Raw genomic sequence first — 17,107 nt, 5'->3', positions numbered from 1 at the left:
CTGTGAGCAGGTGCCCCTGATTGTGGATGGGGGTCGCTGTCGCTATGGACAGCGAGGAACCCTTGTGGACTTCACCTTAGAATTTCCAACAATTATGAACTTTGGCCCTGTCTCTGTGGATGATTTACGACCTATACTACCCAACATCATTTTGCCGTCTCACCTAATGAAATAGGTATAATCGTTAAGCGTTGTCTCGCTACCGCTGGGGGATGCACGATTTCTCAGGATAACCAGTGCCTACTCATTACCGGCGTGGATACGGGTGTAGGCAAAACAATGATCACACGGGCACTATGGTCTTACGCGCATCGCTATCGTCCCCAAGAACGTTGGGGTATTTTCAAACCGATGCAGAGCGGGACTGCAGTTGAGATTGGAGACGGGGACTATTACTGCCAAACGCTGCCTCTGGAACAAACAGCCAGTGAAGTGTGCCCCCTTAGTTTGACAGCACCCCTTGCTCCTCCCATTGCTGCCGAATTGGAACAACGCACGATTGATTTGGTGCCAGTGTGGCAAACTTACCAGCAGCTTCAGGAGCGCTTTGATTACCTTTTAGTCGAAGGGATTGGCGGTCTAGGGTCACCGATAACGTGGGAGTGGACGGTGGCGGATTTGGCGGCCGCTTGGAAGTTGCCCATTGTCTTGGTGGCAACGGTGCGCTTGGGAGCGATCGCCCAAGTTGTGGCCAATGTGAGCCTTGCCCGGCAGTACAAGTTAGACATTCGCGGTTTGATTCTCAACTGCGTCAACCCCTGTACAGACACAGAGATTGCACAGTGGACGCCCCCCGCCTTCCTCAGTCACTTGACCCAAGTGCCGGTGCTGGGGGTGCTGCCTTGGGGGCAACCCACAAATGAGGAGTTAGCCGAGATTGTGGCTGAGTGGCCTCTAGACCTGCTTTGGCGCTAGGCCAACTATTTTGGCCTGACAAGGAAGCATAATAATTAAACTGATACTAGCCAAATTGACCCCTTACTGGTGACCACTCGTCTATGCTAAAGCTCTATGGCGGTGCCAAATCCCGTGCCAGTATTGTTCGCTGGTATTTAGAAGAATTGGAAATTCCCTATGAATTTGTGCTGATGGATCTGCAAGCAGGGGAGCAGCAGCAGCCCGACTTTCTCAAACTCAACCCCATGGGTAAAGTTCCTGTGATCGTAGATGGGGATGTGGTGCTGTGGGAATCGGGAGCAATTTTGCTTTATCTTGCTCAAGTCCACGGTGAACTGCCCAAGGATGCGGCGGCGGCTGCCCAAGTTTATCAATGGGTACTGTTTGCCAATTCCACGTTGACACAGGCAATGTTTCCGCCTGAAAATCGCGATCGCCAACTACCCCGCCTCCTTAAGGGCATTGAGACAGCCCTCACGGGGCACTCCTACATTCTGGGCAATGACTTCTCAGTTGCCGATGTTGCCCTGGGGTCAGTGCTGGCCTATCTTCAGATGCTCTTTCAGGTGGATCTAAGTCCCTATCCTGCGGTGGCGGACTACGTCGCTCGCTTGCAACAGCGACCTGCATTCCAGAAGGGCTTAATGGGAGCTTCGGCATGAATGTCATCTTTCGCGAAGTGAATCCCTTTGATTTATGGATTTGGGTGGAATTTGCCGCACCCCCTTCGTCTGTGGAGCAGCAGTATCTTGAAGAAGTCTTTAACTCGTGGTTTTTCCTAGGGAAATTGGGGGGATTTAATGCCGAAAACCTACAGGTGCAGGAGACGGGGTTAGACCTCAATTACCTAGAGTATGATCGCGCCCAAGCAGATAGTTCAATGATGGCGGTGATGCATAATATGGGCGAGTTTGAGTACAACGATCGCTGGGCACGCTGCTGGTTTGACTTGGGCACCAGTGATGCTTTGGCCTTGGATGTGCTGATTAACGCCCTCAGTCAATTTAGTGAGGACTATGTGCCCCTAGAAACCCTCGTCATTGGCGGTGACAACCCCGAATGGCCAATCGCCACCAGTGAACAGCGGGAAAGGATTGAACAATCAGCGTGGAACTAAGTGCCCGTCGTCTTGCCCTTCAGGCTCTAGAGCAGGTGGCCAAGGGTACCTATGCCGATGTAGCACTCCATCAGACCCTACAGCAGTCTGCTCTTCAGGGGGGCGATCGCGCTCTGGTCACTGAACTGGTCTATGGCAGTGTCCGCCAACAGCGCACCTTAGATACCCTAATTCAGGGGTTTTGCCCCAAAGTGCCTCCCCTACCGGTACAGCTTGTGCTGCGCCTAGGTCTGTACCAACTGCGCTACTTGGATCGCATTCCCCCCCATGCCGCAGTGCACAGCAGCGTGGAACTGGTTAAAGAAATGGGCTGGGGGCGCTTTGCCGCACTGGTGAATGGGGTCTTGCGCCGCTACAGCCGCTCCCCCACCGATCCCCTGCCCACCCTACTTGCTGACCTGCCGCTGGTGTCTCAACTGGGATGCCGCTATAGCTTTCCCGATGAACTGGTTGGCGCTTGGTTAGAACGTTTGGGAGAGCGGGAATCTATTGCCCTCTGTGAATGGTTTAATCAGGCTCCCCGCCTCGATCTGCGCCTCAATCCCCTGCGGACAACCGCTGAGCGTCTGATGACGGACTTTGAGGCAGCAGGTTACAGTTTGCAGTTCATTCCCCACCTACCCCAAGGACTGGTTCTACCCCACTGTGGCCAGCCAATGCAGGAACTTCCCGGCTATGCCGAAGGTCACTGGTCAGTTCAAGACCGGGCGGCGCAATGGGTCGGCCATCTCCTGGATCCGCAGCCCGACGAGGTGGTGATCGATGCCTGTGCAGCGCCGGGGGGTAAAACCACTCATATTGCTGAGTTGATGGCAGATCACGGCCGCGTCATTGCCTGCGATCGCGCCCCCAGTCGTCTGCGGAAGTTAGAGCACAATCGCGATCGCCTAGGCTTGAGGAGTATTGAAATTTACACGCTTGACAGTGCAACAGCCGAGGATTTTGTAGAAGTTGGCGATCGCGTACTTTTGGATGTGCCCTGCTCCGGTACAGGAACGCTGCACCGCCATGCCGATGCCCGCTGGCAACCCTTGAGAACCCGCTTGGCTGAACTATTGCCCCTACAGGCTCAGCTTTTGGCCAATGTTTCTCGCTGGGTAAAACCTCAGGGGCTATTGGTTTATGCCACCTGTAGCCTAGAAGCGGCAGAAAATGAAGTCCAGATTCAGCAATTTCTCTCCTGCCATCCCCACTGGCACATTGAACCGCCCCCTCCCGACTTTCCCCTAGAGGCTGCACCTGAAGGTTGGATCACCGTGTGGCCACAGCGACAGGATATGGACGGTTTTTTTATGGTGCGGTTGCGACGCGATAGCTAAGCCCCAAAGCAACCAGTATTAAGATACAAACGCCCATCAGGCCGGCGATTGGATTACCGTTAACCCCCGTCAGCCACTCTGGGGCTACACCGGTATAGCTCACTAATTTGCCGACATTAACGCCAAAATAGGCCCAGACCAACCCCCCATGGAGTCCCATGGGAAAGCCCAGCCGCCCCCCAAAGACCCACTTGCCCAAACCGAGAATCCAACCCAGCAGTGCCAAGCCAAAAAATTGCGGCCATGTGGCCAAAATAACCTCCAAAGGATGCAGATAGTGCAATGCCGCAAAAATCAGGCCATTGAGCAGCAAGGCAAACCACGGTTGATATTCTAGCTCTAGCTCCTGCAATAGCCAGCCGCGAAAGAGCAATTCTTCAGCAAAGCCCACAGCGACACCAGTCAGGACGCCATTCAACAGCAGCAGACCAAAGCGATCCGGTAGCCCCTGCCACATCACCCAACCAAGAAGTCCCTCTATCAGGAATAACAGGGCAACTAGAAAAACACCCGCGAACCAACCCCCTAGGGCATCCCGGCCAAAAATCCAGCCCCCCCTGAGACCGTAAAACCCTAAGGGCGATCGCTGTTGATGAACTCGCCGTCCCCAGACTCGCAGCAAAAAAATAAAGATCAGGTACAACAGCCCCATGTTGACAAAGCGAGCCGCACCGCCCTCTCCCCAGAAAAAATAAATACTCAAGCCCCAGGGCAGCCACAGCAGCAGCAGCGTCAAGGCAAAACTCAAGATGCGAATCCAAAAAGGGCGGCGGATCATCTGCCGCCAAAACTGTGAAAAAAGTGGCCTATTCAGCGGGTTCAATGGTACTCGTCAATCCTGCCATTTTCAGGCCTTCACAGTAAAATTCAGCGTGCTCAAGGGCACAGGTAATTACCAAAGCCACTCCTGTCGTGTGCGCCTCCATCATAATATCCACAGCTTGGGGTTGGGTGAGGCTTGGCACCGTCTTCAGCAATACCTCCACCACATACTCCATGGAGTTCACATTGTCGTTGTGAAGCAGCACACGATAGCGAGGAGCCAACTTGCGAACGGTTGTTGGTTTCTCAATAGTTTGCACTGACATTGTGAGCCATACCTCCATTCAGTGGAAGTTGAGTATGGAATCCACTAAATTATGCTTAAGATTTTAGCAAACCCATCACAGTTGCCCACCTTCAGAACGCAGGAGTGGAAAAGCAATCACATCCCGGATACTCGGCGAATCCGTCAGCAGCATCACCAAGCGGTCAATGCCAATCCCTAGACCCCCTGTAGGGGGCATCCCATATTCCAAGGCCGTGAGAAAATCCTCATCAACACTGTGGGCTGCCAAATCCCCAGCCGCCTTGCGCCGTGCCTGCTCCTCCAAGCGCTGCCGTTGTTCCAAAGGATCCGTTAACTCCGAAAAACTATTGGCGTGTTCGCGACCGACAATAAATAATTCAAATCGCTCCACTAGACCCGGTTGGCTGCGGTGGGGCTTAGCCAGCGGCGAAATCTCCACAGGGTAGTCAAGCACAAATGTGGGCTGAATCAGTGTGGGTTCAACGGTTTGCTCAAAGACTTCGTTGAGTACTCGCCCAATTGTGTCACAGGCGTCTAAGTCTTTTACCCCCACCTTTTGAGCTGTTTGCTTTGCTGTGGTCAGGTCGCTCAACTGGCGAAAATCAATACCAGTTACCTCTGCCACTGCATCGTGCATGGTTATTCGTCGCCACGGAGGCGTCAGGTCAATCGTTTCCCCCTGATAGGGAATCTTCAGTGTCCCCAGTACCTCCTTTGCCGCTGTGGTAATAATTGCCTCTGTTAGAGCCATCATATCGTTGTAGTCGGCGTAGGCCTGATAGACCTCAATGGAGGTAAATTCAGGGTTGTGCTTAGTTGAGATGCCCTCGTTGCGGAAGATCCGGCCCAATTCATAAACTTTCTCAAAGCCACCCACAACTAGGCGCTTCAAATGTAGCTCCGTGGCAATGCGCAAATAAAGCTGCATCTCCAATGTGTTGTGATACGTGATGAAGGGACGCGCTTCTGCACCGCCAGCTTCTGCCTGTAACACCGGCGTTTCAATTTCAATAAATCCCTGCTCATTCAGGTAGCGGCGAATGGCTGCGGTAATTAGCGCCCGCTTGCGGAAGGTGTCGCGCACATGGGGGTTGACAATAAGATCTACATAGCGCTGACGATAGCGTTTTTCTACATCTGTGAGGCCGTGCCATTTGTCCGGCAGAGGCAGCAGTGACTTTGTGAGGATACGGTAGGATTCCACCACCACGGAGAGCTCTCCCTTTTCAGTGCGCTTGAGGGTGCCTACAGCGCCAAGGATATCCCCGACATCTGTGAGGTGTTTCAAATCGGCAAAGGCGGCTTCTCCCATCCCTTGGGTGATAGTTTGCTTATCGAGGTAAAGCTGAATCGTGCCGCTGTCATCCTGAAGCGTAAAAAAGGCCAGCTTGCCAAAGACGCGCCGCGCCATAATGCGGCCAGCCACACTCACGCGATCGCCCACCGCTTCGCCCGCCGCCAAGTGGGTATATTTTTCCTGTAGAACTGCTGCAGTATGGGTGCGCTCCCAGCGATAGGCATAGGGGGTCATCCCTTGCATTTGCAATGTTTTTGCTTTTTCAATCCGTGTTGCCCGAATTTCGGCTCCCGTTGCCCCCACGTCAGCCATATTGGTAGAAACTCTCCACGATTAGCAAACCTTAACCTTTTCATTGTACGCTCTGGGGTTGATATCAACGCTGCAAAAGGGGAATCGAGTACAGTGGATGCTAGTGTGACTAACGAACCACAACCAACGGCTATGACCCCTGCGAAATCCCCTCGCCGTAAAGCTCCTGAATCCATTGATCTTGACAATCCACAGTACTACTTCAATCGCTCTTTAAGTTGGCTGGAATTTAATAAGCGGGTACTCCACGAAGCCTATGACCCCCGCACACCGCTACTAGAGCGGCTCAAATTTATGGCCATTTTCAGTTCCAACTTGGATGAATTTTTCATGGTGCGTGTGGCCGGTTTGAAGCAGCAAGTGGAAAGTGGCATTGTTCAAGGGGGAGCCGATGGTATGCCCCCAGCGGAGCAGTTACAAGCAGTGCGGCAATATCTGTTACCGATTGTTACCGAGCAACACCGCTATTTCGACCAAGAACTGCGTGCCCTCTTGGCAAAGGAAGCCATTTTCCTCACTCGCTTTAATGAGTTGACACCCGAGCAGCAGGCCTACCTCAACGACTACTTCCAAGCTCAAGTTTTTCCAGTGCTCACTCCTTTAGCAGTCGATCCGGCGCACCCTTTTCCCTATATTTCTAGCCTCAGTCTCAACCTTGCTGTTCTGATCCGTGATCCAGAATCTGGGCAAGAGCGCCTAGCAAGGGTGAAGGTACCGAATCAGTTTCCGCGCTTTGTGGCACTGCCCCAACATCTGTACTCACCCCAAGGTGCCCATTGGATCGGCGTTCCCCTTGAAGAAATTATTGCCCACAACCTCAGTGCCCTCTTTCCGGGGATGGAGATTCAGGCCTACTTTGCCTTTCGCATTACCCGTAGTGCCGATCTTGAACTGGAAACGGATAAGGCCGATGATTTACTGATTGCCATTGAGCAGGAAATTCGTAAACGGCGCTTTGGTTCTGTGGTGCGCCTAGAGGTGCAGCGAGGTATTCCATCGCTTTTGAAGCAAACTCTAATCGAGGAAATGGATCTCGAAGAGATAGATGTCTATGAACTCGATGGTCTGTTGTGCCTCAATGACCTTTTTGCCTTTGTGGCATTGCCCTTGCCCCAGCTTAAGGATCCGGAGTGGCACCCCCAAGTTCCTCCCCGTTTCCAGCGGGTAGAGGAACGAGAATCGATGTTTGACACCACAAGCGAAATTACGACCCTAGGCACGGACTATTGGGAAGCAGTTGCCAACGAACTCTTTGCCTTGATTCGGGAGGGGGATATCATTGTTCACCATCCCTACCATTCCTTTGCGGCAACGGTACAGCGCTTTATTACCTTGGCTGCCCATGATCCACAGGTGCTGGCAATTAAGATGACGCTCTATCGCACCTCAGGCGACTCACCGATTGTCAGTGCTCTAATTAAGGCAGCAGAGAATGGCAAACAAGTGGCTGTTTTGGTGGAGCTGAAAGCACGCTTTGATGAGGAGAACAATATCCTCTGGGCACGGAAGCTGGAGAAAGTTGGCGTCCACGTGGTCTATGGCGTGCCGGGGCTAAAAACCCACACTAAAACGGTTCTGGTTGTGCGCCAAGAGGCAGGACAAATTCGCCGCTATGTCCACATCGGCACGGGCAATTACAATCCGAAAACAGCTGGTCTTTATGAGGATCTAGGGTTGTTTTCCTGCCGCGAAGAATTGGGTGCTGATCTTTCAGAACTCTTCAATGTACTGACGGGCTATTCCCGCCAACGGGAGTATCGTCAGCTTCTCGTTGCTCCGATTACCATGCGCGATCGCACGCTTCAACTCATTTATCGCGAGATTGAGCACGCCCGCAATGGCCAACCGGGACGGATTATTGCCAAGATGAATGCAATTACGGATACACAAGTGATCCGTGCCCTTTATGAAGCTTCCCAAGCTGGGGTAGAGATTGATCTTATTATTCGTGGCATGTGCTGCCTCCGTCCCGGGGTGCCAGGGGTGAGCGATCGCATTCGGGTGATTAGTATTATTGGCCGCTTTTTGGAGCACTCACGGATTTTTTACTTTGGCAATAATGGTGAACCCGAATACTACATTGGCAGTGCTGACTGGCGATCGCGCAACTTAGACCGTCGCGTTGAAGCTATTACCCCCATTCAAGACCCCAAAATTCAAGAAGAACTCAAAGCACTACTGGAGATTCTGTTAGCAGACAATCGCCAAGCGTGGGAACTGCAACCCGATGGCACCTACCGTCAACGGCAGCCAGCGCCAGGGGAACCGGAACGCGGCACCCACAGTGTGTTGATGGCACGCACCCTCAAGGAAGTACAAGCAAGCCGCTAATTAGCCTTGGCATATCCTTGAGCCATGGCTCGGAAGTCTGGACTCGTTGCCAAAAGTTCCGGATAGCTTCCTACAGCCACCACTTGGCCATGGGCCATGAGGTAGAGGCGATCGCACTCCATGACGGTGCTAAGGCGGTGGGCAATCATGATAATTGTTTTGTTTCTACTCAGAGATTGAATGGCAGCCATGACCCCCGCTTCTGTTTGGTTATCCAGAGCCGCCGTGGCCTCATCCATAACCAGCACTGAGGGGTTGTGATAGAGGGCACGGGCAATCCCTACCCGCTGCCGCTGTCCGCCTGAAAGGCGCACCCCCCGTTCACCAACAACGGTATCTAGGCCATCCGGTAATGTGCGCACAAAAGTGGATAACTGAGCCGCTTCTACTGCAGCCCACACAGCCGTTTCATCAATCGCCTCATCGGGTAAACCAAAGGCAATGTTGCGCCGCAGCGTATCATCGGAAAGATAAATGGTTTGCGGGATATAGCCAATCTGCCGTTGCCACTGGGCAAGGTTGTGGTAAATACTCTCACCATCCACGCGAATATCCCCTTGGGAGGGTTCGAGAAGCCCCAAAATTAAATCCACAATCGTGGTTTTTCCTGCCCCTGATGCCCCCACAAAGCCAACCATTTCTCCCTGTTTGATGGTGAGAGAAACACCGCAGAGAGCGGGGCTTGGTGCATTGGGGTACGTGTAGTAAAGATCAATCAGTTCTAGGCGATCGCGAAAGGGTTTGACGGCCGCAGGTTCTGCCCTCTGAATTTGTAGCGAACGCGCCTCTAAAACATCATCGTAAATAATATCTACAGAAGCAGAGTAGAAAATGACACTATTCAAGTTGATGATCAATCGGTTCGCCGAGGGCAAAAGCCGAAACGCAGCGGCAGCAAACAAAGAAATGAGAGGTAATACTTGAGCCACTGACCCCCGCTGAATCAGTGTCAAAATAATAATCAGAATAATGGTTGTGACGGCAAGGATTTCAAAATAGGCGCGGGGCAATTGGTTAATAAAACTCAAGAAGAAATTAGCCTTGCGCTCTTCAATGAGGTTTTGTTCATAGACATCAAGAAAAACTTGTTCTCGGCCGAGTACCTTGACTTCTTTAATACCACCCAATCCTTGATTGATGCTTTGGACAACCTTTTGAGCGGAGTGAACCCGCTTAGCACCGATTGCCTTGAGCTTTCTGCGGAAGAACCTAAAGAACAGATAGGATAAGATTGCTAGAACTGCAATAACAATCAAGGAAATGAATGGATTACTCAAGATAATTACTGCAAAAATAGCAAAAACAATCAGTGACTCTGAAATGATAATCAATAAGGGTAGTAAGTAGTAGCTAAAAACATTATCAATTTCATTGTTGGCATTTTGAATAAGCTTTGCGGTGTTATTTTGGAGGTGAAAGGTATAGGGCTTAAAAAGATAGCTGCGCAGGAGCATCACTGAAAATTTAAGCCGCTTTTCGTTGAGAAATTTCAACTGAAGATAGCTACTCCCTGCAATAAATAAATTTTTGCCAATAAAGAGAATAGCGAAGCTAATACTGAGAATTAGCAGCCATTGGTACTCTTCTTGCCTTGTTAAGGAAACTGCACTGTGACGCCAAAAGAGGAGATCATTGAGGCGACTTGGCTTTTCAATAATGGCAATAAATGGGAGCACCAAGCCCACCCCTATGGCTTCCAAAATACTGCCAATGAGCATTAAGACACCAATACCTGCCAGTTGCCAGCGATCGCCACGATCAAGGAGTCGCCAAATTTTGATTAGAGGGCGTAGTGCAGGGTGCTTTAGCATTGATTTTAGAGTTCACAACGCTTTAATCTTAGGCCAGCTACGCCCAAGTTGTGCTTCCTAACTCTGGTGGCATATCTTGCCAGCGCCCTTGACCCACGGCGCGAACGGCTTCCCGTAAATCCACTGCCTTCGTATAAAGTGCCTTGCCGACGATCGCCCCCGATAAACCATATGGGCTTAGGGCAAAGAGACTGAGAAGATCCGTGAGGGAACTCACGCCACCTGATGCAATAACTGGGCGATTGGTTGCCGCCAATAACTGCCGCAGTGCGGGAATATTCGGTCCTTGGAGGGTGCCATCCCGCTGAATATCGGTGTAAACAAACCCCGCCACCCCCATTGCTGCCATTTTTTGGGCAAGATCTGTTGCCAAAACTGTTGAGGTTTCTAGCCAACCCCGGGTTGCCACATAGCCATTTCGGGCATCCAACCCAACCCAAATGCGTCCGGGGTATTCTGCGGCCAAATTGGCCACTAGCCCTGGATTCTCAAGCGCCACAGTACTTAAAATGGCACGATTGACGCCTTGGAGAAAAAGATCCGCAACTGCTTGGCGCGATCGCAAGCCACCGCCCACCTGCACAGGAATTTCAAGGGAAGCAACTATTTTGGCAATCAGGTCATAGTTTCGCGGCTCTCCTGTTTTGGCAGCATCCAAGTCAACGACATGTAAGCGGGGAGCACCCAACCGTTGCCAGTAGAGGGCGACTTTTAGAGGATCATCGTGAAAAACGTTAACTTTACCATAGTCCCCTTGCACTAGGCGCACACATTTGCCGTCAAGTAAATCAATGGCAGGGATAACATCCATTGGCGTCAGAAATCCTTATTGAAAAATTAAAAATTTGAGCGCAACTTTCATCCTAGCAGTTACAAGGGGTGGAGCGCATGAGACGATTAATATAAGGCCGCTAGGGACAAGTAAACCTGTAACCCGTTCTAGGTTGAGCTAAGTGTGGGATACGATCCAAGGAATGCAGGCCAGCCTTCAAACTATGGAGAAAAAGCTGGAGATTCACATTGCCGCCAGTAACGAGAAATTTCAAGAACTTGAGAGCGGACGATGGGATTCGAACCCACGGCGTTCAGCTTGGGAAGCTGACATTCTACCACTGAATTACGTCCGCATTCTTGTAATCTCTAATCTTAGCACGAACCGTTGCTCTGGCGATGGTGCTCGACTGTAATCACTGTATGCACATTGCCACGGGGAGCAAAATCCCCCTTGATTTTCATATAGAGGGGATCGCAAGCCGCCACGAGATCATCGAGAACCTGATTGACGGCTTCTTCATGGGAAATGTAGCGATCGCGATAACTGTTGATGTAAAGCTTGATGGCTTTCAGTTCTACGACTTTCTCATAGGGAATATAACTGACATAGAGGGTAGCAAAGTCAGGATAGCCGGAAAATGGGCACTTGCAGGTAAACTCGGGCAAAGTAATCTCAATGGTATATTGCCGACCAAAACGCGGATTGGGAAATGTAATCAGTTGACCTTCCTGAATGGCGCGTTCACCGTACTTCATTTCTGAGGTTTGCATTGCCTTGATTCCACCAGGTTGGGAGTGATATTCTCCTTACACTTTATCAAGATTTAAGTTCCTCAGCTCTTGACCCCGACGTTCTAGGGAGAGAATAGGGGAAAGAGGTTATTGAGATGAGATTGCCATGGAACGCTATCAGCCAAATGGAACCCCTCTCTCAGAGGCCGATAAAGCAGAACTGGCTCAACTAAAGCAACTCCTAGAGCGAGCGATCGCCGATGGGGTATTGACTGCCGATGAAATGGCACAGATCAAGCGCCAAATGAGTGCCGATGGCAAAGTCACCTATGAAGAGCTCGAGCTTTACCGGCAGTTTGTTGAGGAGAAAATCCGTAAGGGACTTTTGGTGCGGGAAATCCGCTAGCACCTTAGACTCTAGACTTTGTAGGGAATGTTGGTGTCCTGAAAGGAGTGGGCTGGATTTAGTCCCATCAGGATGACAGTGTCAATGACGTGGATGATACCGTTTTCCGCTTCAATATCAGGGGCAAGCACAGTGGCATTTTTCACTTCCAAAGGATTGTCGCCATGAATAGGTATGGTGGAACCTTCGAGGGAAGTAACAATCCCCATCTTTTTGAGATCGGCGGCCTTGTAGGCACCAGCAAGCATATGGTACTTGAGAATCCGCGCTAATTGGGGAGGGTTTTGCACAAGGGAGGTAATGGTGCCATCGGGCAGCTTGGCAAAGGCGTCATCATTAGGAGCAAAGACAGTAAAAGGCCCCGGCGATTGCAGGGCTTCCACCAGATTGGCCACCTTCACAGCAGTCACTAGTGTGGAAAAGCCGGAAGTATTTACTGCAATATCAACAATGGTTGCCATAAAAGCCCACCCCAAAATGCGATCAGAATGCACAAAAAAGGTTTGCGATCGCCCCATTATCAAAGCAATGGGAACTATAACAAACGCTAGAATTAGCATACTGAACCTGTATCTGAGTTACTAGCGATCGCTGGTGTCGGCTAGATAGAGAAATTTAATTATGCCAATCGCATCTGTTAATCCCGCAACCGCTGAGGTCTGAAAAACTTTCCCCCTCAGGGGCTGAGGCAGTGCACAGAACCATTGCCCAAGCAGCGATGACCTTGAGAGCTATTGCCTGACATCCTTTATCGGCGTGCCCAGTGGCGAGAAAACACTGCTGATTGACAGGCATCATGGTGCCTAGGCATTTACCGCCGTCCTCTGCAGCGACCGAGGCATTGTCAGCAGGGGTATTTCTTTGCGGATAGAGGTGACTCCAGACAACCCCGTATTTCCCTAGCCACTGAGCCGGTGCTTGAACCAAGGACAGTGATGAAGCAGCGGTACTGGTGTGGCATCTCGAAGCTGGTACTGTCTTTATTTACGCCATGGTCAAGTCCGATCCCCGTTTGCCCTTTGGTGGAATTAAAACCTCTGGCTATGGTCGTGAACTGGGATGGGCAGGCATTTTAAGGTTTGTCAATATCAAAACGGTGTGTCGTTACAGCAAGGCCTAACTAACGGCATAAAATTTCCATTCGCGATCGCCCTTTAGTTCTAGAACGTATTTGTGGTACTGCATCAGGCTCTCACGGTGACCCACACTGATGTAGTTGCGAGCCATACGCTGGATATGTTCATAAACCTTTTTCTCATTGGCTAAGTCTAGGGCACTGGTGGCTTCATCCAAAATAGCGTAGGGACGGCGATTCAGCAGCAGGCGGGCGATCGCCAGTCGTTGCTGCTCCCCAAGGGAAAGCACATCATCCCACGCCAATTCGACATCAAGGCCACCCACCCGATCCGGCAAATGTGCCAAGTTAACTTCGTCGAGAACGCGCAACAGGACATCCTCCGGTGTCTGGCGATCGCCATCGGGATAGAGCAGTTGGGTGCGCAGTGTGCCCAGCACCATGTAGGGACGTTGGGGCAAAAAGAGCACTTGATCCACTGGGGGACGAATAATGCGACCATTACCGCTTTGCCAAAGGCCAGCGATTGCCCGCAGCAGCGAACTTTTACCGACGCCACTAGGTCCCATGATGACCACACTTTCCCCCGCATCAAGGGCAAATGTGACATCTTCTACCAGTCGCCGTGCCAAGTTTGGCGTATCCACAGTCACGTGTTCTAGGGCAATGTAAGGCTTCTCCACCAGCTCAATTTGCGACTGGGGTAACAGGGGTGGCGTTGTCAGTGCCTCATCAAACTCCGCCAAACGCTCAATCCCGGCAATAAAGCCCGTGAGGTTCGTAAACTGGTTTACAATAATTGAGAGTGCCCCTAGTACCTGCGAGAAAGCAAAGCTGGCTTGACTAATCGCACCAAAGTCAATCTCACCGGCAAAGTAACGGGGGGCAACGACAGCCGCTGGCACAATTACTACAAAGTAGTTATAGGCAGTGGTAAAAAATTCAAGATTACGCTGCCAACCAATCAAAAGGTTAAAGTTACGCAGTACCTCTAGAAACCGCTGACGCACCTGCACCGCCTCTTGGCCTTCACCACGATAAAAGGCAATGGACTCCGCGTTATCGCGCACATGGACAAGGCCATAACGAAAATCCGCTTCCCGCCGCAGTTGGTTAAAATTGAGCCAAATTAAGCGCTGACCAATTAAAACAGTGATAATCGTGCCGACAATAGCATAACCAATCAGCGTCAAGGTCAAGGTTTGGGAAATGCTCCAAAGAATACCACTAAAAGCAACGAGGTCAATCATTTCGCCCAGAATAATGAGCAAAAATTGGAGAGAGGTTTGCGTAAATGAGCGCACATCTTCACTAATCCGTTGGTCAGGGTTATCAATCTCCCCTTGGTTTTCAATGGTGTAGTAAGCACGATTCTGGAAGTAGCGATCTAAAAAATGACGGGTAAGCCAATCCCGCCAGCGCAATCCTAGGTATTCCCGCACGTAGCGATAGATCACCACAATGGGTGTGCCGACAACAAAAACACCGGCATAAACCCAGAGAAACCGCCAGTAGGTCTCGGAATTTTTCTCCGCTAGCGCCGTCTGAAAGAAACGCCCCACAAAGCTAATAATTACGTTGAGGCCACTCACAGACAGAGAGAGCATCAAGAGTAATCCCAACAGTGCCCACGCCTGCCAACGGGGGAGCAGGGCTTGTTGCAGCAGCACAAAGACTCCTAGAGGAACAATGACGGTGCCAAGGAGGAGACTGCGGCTAAGGGGCTGCGCCCACAGGGATTGGATCATTTCCATCAGACCGCCAGCAATTTGTCCCATCAGCTCAGGGGCAAGGGTATGGAGACCAAAGGTCACTGCTGCCGTCAGGCCAAAGAGGAAACCAAACATGAGGGCAATTACCAGAAAAAGGAGCAGAATAAAGATCACACTGCTGCCTCGGCGATCGCGGGGAAAGAAATAGGGTTGGGCGATCCGCAGAAACTGTCCCCAAACACGAAGATTAAAGCGATGGGTCGGCTGTGACATTGGCTGGCTCCTTAGAGGTGGCAAGGGGCTACAGGCCTACTATTGTAGTGGCGAGAACTGCGGAGAAAAACGGATGGCCAACAAAAAGAGACCACCGACTATCTCACGGGTTTCTCCTTGGCTTTATTGGGGACTGTGGCCAATCTACCATCTATTTTTGCCCCTTTACTTTTCGCAGATCAGGGTTATTGGGCGAGAGCAGTTACCGAAAGAGGGAGGATTTGTCCTTGCGCCTAAACACTATAGCCGTTGGGATCCGGTACTATTGCCCTTCTTAGGATCCTATCGACTGCGCTTTATGACCAATGCTCTTGAGTTTAGAGGAATTCAAGGTTGGTTCATTCGTCACCTAGGAGCCTTTGCAGTAAACCTCAACCATCCCCAACCCAGCAGTTTGCGCCATGTGCTGGAAATTCTCAACGCCGGCCAGCCCTTGGTGATTTTTCCTGAAGGGGGAATTGTCCGCGACCAAGTGGTGCGTCCCCTAAAGCCCGGCCTTGCCCGCCTTGTCCTGCAAGCCGATCGCCCCCTACCGATTTTTCCCGTTGGCATTGCCTACCATCCGCAGCCACAGTTTCGTGCCCGTGTGGCTCTTTGGATTGGATCGCCCCTCTGGACGCCCGCTGAACGCGAGGGTAACCTTAAACAACAGGCACAGGAATTAACTCAGCAGCTTGAAGCAGCCTTGCATACGGCCGTGCTTGAGGCTCGTAAATGTGCGCAAGCATAGGGTTGGCAAACCCAGTTTGTAACTTATCAGACAATTGGCCTAGGTGAAGAGAATTTTGTAGAATAAAGGCAAGATGGAGTGAGTCATCAACAGCCTCAATCTTTATATTTTTCAACCTTTGAGCGAGCGATCGCCCCCGGTGTTGGCATACTTCAAAACTTTTCATTAAGTTCGCCAAAGTTAGGAAACTACCGCCAATCCTAAAAGTTAATTAAGACAGCGTGCAAATCAGTCTTCGGCCTTTATGCTGAAATTAAAGTTTTGCAAGGTTCAGCAGCGAACAGCCCTTTGCGCAAGGATAGAACAAGCTCAATTCAAAAAAGGCCGTAGGCAAGACTGTAGGAGTAATCGAAAAGTAGGTTTTGGTAAAGGAAGATACTTTCTTACGGGCGATTAAAACTTTAGGGGCTCCCTTCAATCCCATAAAAGTTATCTCAAGCAGCTGTTGTCACCGAGGTTCCAATGATGGTTTCCACACTCCCTGAAAAACAACCCGAAAAACACAAGGTGACAGGTTACATTCACTCCGTTGAAACTTGTGGCACAGTGGATGGCCCTGGCCTTCGCTATGTGATTTTTACCCAAGGGTGTCCGTTGCGCTGTCTGTACTGTCACAATCCCGACTGCCGTGAACCCCATCAGGGCAAACTCGTAACCGTGGATGAACTGATTGCTGACATTCAGCACTACCAGTCCTATCTGCGCCGAGGGGGCGTAACGGTAAGTGGCGGTGAACCCCTGATGCAGCCAGAGTTTGTCCGTGAAATTTTTGAGCGCTGCCATGAATTGGGATTGCACACCGCCCTAGATACGTCGGGCTATGTGATCTTGGAGGTGGCCAAACCGGTTGTGGCGGCAACGGATCTGGTTCTACTGGACATCAAATCCTTTGTGCCCGAGACCTATCGGCGGGTCACCAGTGTCACGATTACCCCCACCTTAGAGTTGGCCAAGTACCTTGATGAGATCCACAAACCCACGTGGATCCGCTTTGTTCTGGTACCGGGGCTGACGGATGATCCCGAAAATATCCGGGGATTGGCGCAATTTGTGTCAGGTCTGCGTAACGTGGAGAAAGTGGAGGTGTTGCCTTTTCACAAAATGGGGGAATACAAGTGGCAGCAATTAGGGTTGCCCTATGAACTCTTTGATACACCGGCGGCGAGTCCCGCAGATGTCCAACGGGCGATCGCCCTTTTCCGTGAATATGATCTCAACGTTCAATAACTTGCCCACTTAAGAAATTGCTTTC

Annotated in this window: 16 protein-coding genes, 1 tRNA gene and 2 pseudogenes; 10 read left to right on the top strand and 9 right to left on the bottom strand. The window is 51.0% G+C overall.

Going from position 1 to position 17,107, the window contains the following annotated elements:
* The 5 genes and pseudogenes from P3X23_RS12005 to P3X23_RS08495 form a co-directional block, all read left to right on the top strand.
* Positions 1–175: pseudogene (locus P3X23_RS12005) on the top strand (Sua5/YciO/YrdC/YwlC family protein); the annotation flags it as partial.
* A gap of 44 nt (positions 176–219) precedes the next feature.
* Positions 220–915 (top strand): dethiobiotin synthase, encoded by a 696-nt coding sequence (gene bioD / locus P3X23_RS08510; RefSeq protein ID WP_300875408.1) that lies wholly within the window; start codon positions 220–222, stop codon positions 913–915.
* Positions 916–998: 83 nt separating this feature from the next.
* Positions 999–1,559 (top strand): glutathione S-transferase family protein, encoded by a 561-nt coding sequence (locus P3X23_RS08505; protein WP_300875397.1) that lies wholly within the window; start codon positions 999–1,001, stop codon positions 1,557–1,559.
* Complete coding sequence (locus P3X23_RS08500; protein WP_300875394.1) at positions 1,556–2,014, top strand: DUF3531 family protein; 459 nt, start codon at positions 1,556–1,558, stop codon at positions 2,012–2,014. The genes P3X23_RS08505 and P3X23_RS08500 overlap by 4 nt, the downstream gene beginning before the upstream one ends.
* Entirely contained in the window at positions 2,005–3,333 is a 1,329-nt protein-coding gene (locus tag P3X23_RS08495) for a 16S rRNA (cytosine(967)-C(5))-methyltransferase (protein WP_300875391.1), read from the top strand. Before P3X23_RS08500 ends, P3X23_RS08495 begins: the two co-directional genes overlap by 10 nt.
* Here P3X23_RS08495 and P3X23_RS08490 read toward each other — a convergent pair.
* The 3 genes from P3X23_RS08490 to lysS all read right to left on the bottom strand — a co-directional run bounded on the left by P3X23_RS08490 (position 3,305) and on the right by lysS (position 6,011).
* Positions 3,305–4,111: a type II CAAX endopeptidase family protein gene (locus P3X23_RS08490; protein WP_300875388.1), complete on the bottom strand. Its 807-nt coding sequence runs from the start codon at positions 4,109–4,111 to the stop codon at positions 3,305–3,307. The genes P3X23_RS08495 and P3X23_RS08490 overlap by 29 nt on opposite strands.
* 28 nt (positions 4,112–4,139) lie before the next feature.
* The gene (gene clpS / locus P3X23_RS08485; protein ID WP_300875386.1) at positions 4,140–4,421 is read right to left on the bottom strand and encodes an ATP-dependent Clp protease adapter ClpS; all 282 of its coding nucleotides are present in this window, start codon (positions 4,419–4,421) and stop codon (positions 4,140–4,142) included.
* Between the two features lie 75 nt (positions 4,422–4,496).
* Positions 4,497–6,011 (bottom strand): lysine--tRNA ligase, encoded by a 1,515-nt coding sequence (gene lysS / locus P3X23_RS08480; protein ID WP_300875383.1) that lies wholly within the window; start codon positions 6,009–6,011, stop codon positions 4,497–4,499.
* 132 nt (positions 6,012–6,143) lie between these two features.
* Between lysS and ppk1 the strand changes: the two genes are divergently transcribed.
* The gene (ppk1, locus tag P3X23_RS08475; protein WP_300875405.1) at positions 6,144–8,342 is read left to right on the top strand and encodes a polyphosphate kinase 1; all 2,199 of its coding nucleotides are present in this window, start codon (positions 6,144–6,146) and stop codon (positions 8,340–8,342) included.
* Here ppk1 and P3X23_RS08470 read toward each other — a convergent pair.
* The 4 genes from P3X23_RS08470 to queF form a co-directional block, all read right to left on the bottom strand.
* A complete protein-coding gene (locus P3X23_RS08470) occupies positions 8,339–10,153 on the bottom strand; it encodes an ABC transporter ATP-binding protein (RefSeq protein ID WP_300875380.1) in 1,815 nt (604 codons plus the stop codon). The genes ppk1 and P3X23_RS08470 overlap by 4 nt on opposite strands.
* 37 nt (positions 10,154–10,190) lie before the next feature.
* On the bottom strand, positions 10,191–10,964 hold the full coding sequence (gene hisA / locus P3X23_RS08465) for a 1-(5-phosphoribosyl)-5-[(5-phosphoribosylamino)methylideneamino]imidazole-4-carboxamide isomerase (protein ID WP_300875377.1): 774 nt from the start codon (positions 10,962–10,964) through the stop codon (positions 10,191–10,193).
* Between the two features lie 244 nt (positions 10,965–11,208).
* Positions 11,209–11,280, bottom strand: a tRNA-Gly gene (locus P3X23_RS08460).
* 19 nt (positions 11,281–11,299) lie between these two features.
* The gene (gene queF / locus P3X23_RS08455) at positions 11,300–11,698 is read right to left on the bottom strand and encodes a preQ(1) synthase (RefSeq protein WP_300875374.1); all 399 of its coding nucleotides are present in this window, start codon (positions 11,696–11,698) and stop codon (positions 11,300–11,302) included.
* 127 nt (positions 11,699–11,825) lie between these two features.
* Between queF and P3X23_RS08450 the strand changes: the two genes are divergently transcribed.
* Complete coding sequence (locus P3X23_RS08450) at positions 11,826–12,065, top strand: hypothetical protein (protein WP_299041890.1); 240 nt, start codon at positions 11,826–11,828, stop codon at positions 12,063–12,065.
* Between the two features lie 11 nt (positions 12,066–12,076).
* On the opposite strand, the gene P3X23_RS08445 is transcribed toward P3X23_RS08450, so the two are convergent.
* Positions 12,077–12,526: a fasciclin domain-containing protein gene (locus P3X23_RS08445; RefSeq protein WP_300875403.1), complete on the bottom strand. Its 450-nt coding sequence runs from the start codon at positions 12,524–12,526 to the stop codon at positions 12,077–12,079.
* Positions 12,527–13,014: 488 nt separating this feature from the next.
* Between P3X23_RS08445 and P3X23_RS08440 the strand changes: the two are divergent.
* A pseudogene (locus P3X23_RS08440) lies at positions 13,015–13,185 on the top strand (aldehyde dehydrogenase family protein); the annotation flags it as partial.
* Here P3X23_RS08440 and P3X23_RS08435 read toward each other — a convergent pair.
* A complete protein-coding gene (locus P3X23_RS08435) occupies positions 13,182–15,125 on the bottom strand; it encodes an ABC transporter ATP-binding protein/permease (protein WP_300875371.1) in 1,944 nt (647 codons plus the stop codon). The pseudogene P3X23_RS08440 and the gene P3X23_RS08435 overlap by 4 nt on opposite strands.
* 73 nt (positions 15,126–15,198) lie before the next feature.
* Between P3X23_RS08435 and P3X23_RS08430 the strand changes: the two genes are divergently transcribed.
* Together P3X23_RS08430 and pflA are read left to right on the top strand one after the other, a co-directional pair.
* Positions 15,199–15,855, top strand: a complete 657-nt coding sequence (locus P3X23_RS08430) for a 1-acyl-sn-glycerol-3-phosphate acyltransferase (protein WP_300875368.1) — start codon at positions 15,199–15,201, stop codon at positions 15,853–15,855.
* A 462-nt stretch (positions 15,856–16,317) separates the two neighbouring features.
* Complete coding sequence (pflA, locus tag P3X23_RS08425; protein WP_300875365.1) at positions 16,318–17,082, top strand: pyruvate formate-lyase-activating protein; 765 nt, start codon at positions 16,318–16,320, stop codon at positions 17,080–17,082.
* Positions 17,083–17,107 lie beyond the last annotated feature (25 nt).

The organism is Thermosynechococcus sp. Uc (assembly GCF_029335995.1).
Taxonomy (GTDB): Bacteria; Cyanobacteriota; Cyanobacteriia; order Thermosynechococcales; family Thermosynechococcaceae; genus Thermosynechococcus.
This window is presented reverse-complemented; position numbering and strand designations above follow the sequence as displayed.

What these genes read in the sequence shown, in the direction of transcription:
- P3X23_RS08505 (WP_300875397.1), top strand. Translation starts at nt 999, where the DNA reads ATGCTAAAGCTCTATGGCGGTGCCAAATCCCGTGCCAGTATTGTTCGC.
- P3X23_RS08500 (WP_300875394.1), top strand. Translation starts at nt 1,556, where the DNA reads ATGAATGTCATCTTTCGCGAAGTGAATCCCTTTGATTTATGGATTTGG.
- P3X23_RS08490 (WP_300875388.1), bottom strand. Translation starts at nt 4,111, where the DNA reads ATGATCCGCCGCCCTTTTTGGATTCGCATCTTGAGTTTTGCCTTGACG.
- clpS (WP_300875386.1), bottom strand. Translation starts at nt 4,421, where the DNA reads ATGTCAGTGCAAACTATTGAGAAACCAACAACCGTTCGCAAGTTGGCT.
- lysS (WP_300875383.1), bottom strand. Translation starts at nt 6,011, where the DNA reads ATGGCTGACGTGGGGGCAACGGGAGCCGAAATTCGGGCAACACGGATT.
- ppk1 (WP_300875405.1), top strand. Translation starts at nt 6,144, where the DNA reads ATGACCCCTGCGAAATCCCCTCGCCGTAAAGCTCCTGAATCCATTGAT.
- P3X23_RS08470 (WP_300875380.1), bottom strand. Translation starts at nt 10,153, where the DNA reads ATGCTAAAGCACCCTGCACTACGCCCTCTAATCAAAATTTGGCGACTC.
- hisA (WP_300875377.1), bottom strand. Translation starts at nt 10,964, where the DNA reads ATGGATGTTATCCCTGCCATTGATTTACTTGACGGCAAATGTGTGCGC.
- queF (WP_300875374.1), bottom strand. Translation starts at nt 11,698, where the DNA reads ATGCAAACCTCAGAAATGAAGTACGGTGAACGCGCCATTCAGGAAGGT.
- P3X23_RS08450 (WP_299041890.1), top strand. Translation starts at nt 11,826, where the DNA reads ATGGAACGCTATCAGCCAAATGGAACCCCTCTCTCAGAGGCCGATAAA.
- P3X23_RS08445 (WP_300875403.1), bottom strand. Translation starts at nt 12,526, where the DNA reads ATGGCAACCATTGTTGATATTGCAGTAAATACTTCCGGCTTTTCCACA.
- P3X23_RS08435 (WP_300875371.1), bottom strand. Translation starts at nt 15,125, where the DNA reads ATGTCACAGCCGACCCATCGCTTTAATCTTCGTGTTTGGGGACAGTTT.
- P3X23_RS08430 (WP_300875368.1), top strand. Translation starts at nt 15,199, where the DNA reads ATGGCCAACAAAAAGAGACCACCGACTATCTCACGGGTTTCTCCTTGG.
- pflA (WP_300875365.1), top strand. Translation starts at nt 16,318, where the DNA reads ATGATGGTTTCCACACTCCCTGAAAAACAACCCGAAAAACACAAGGTG.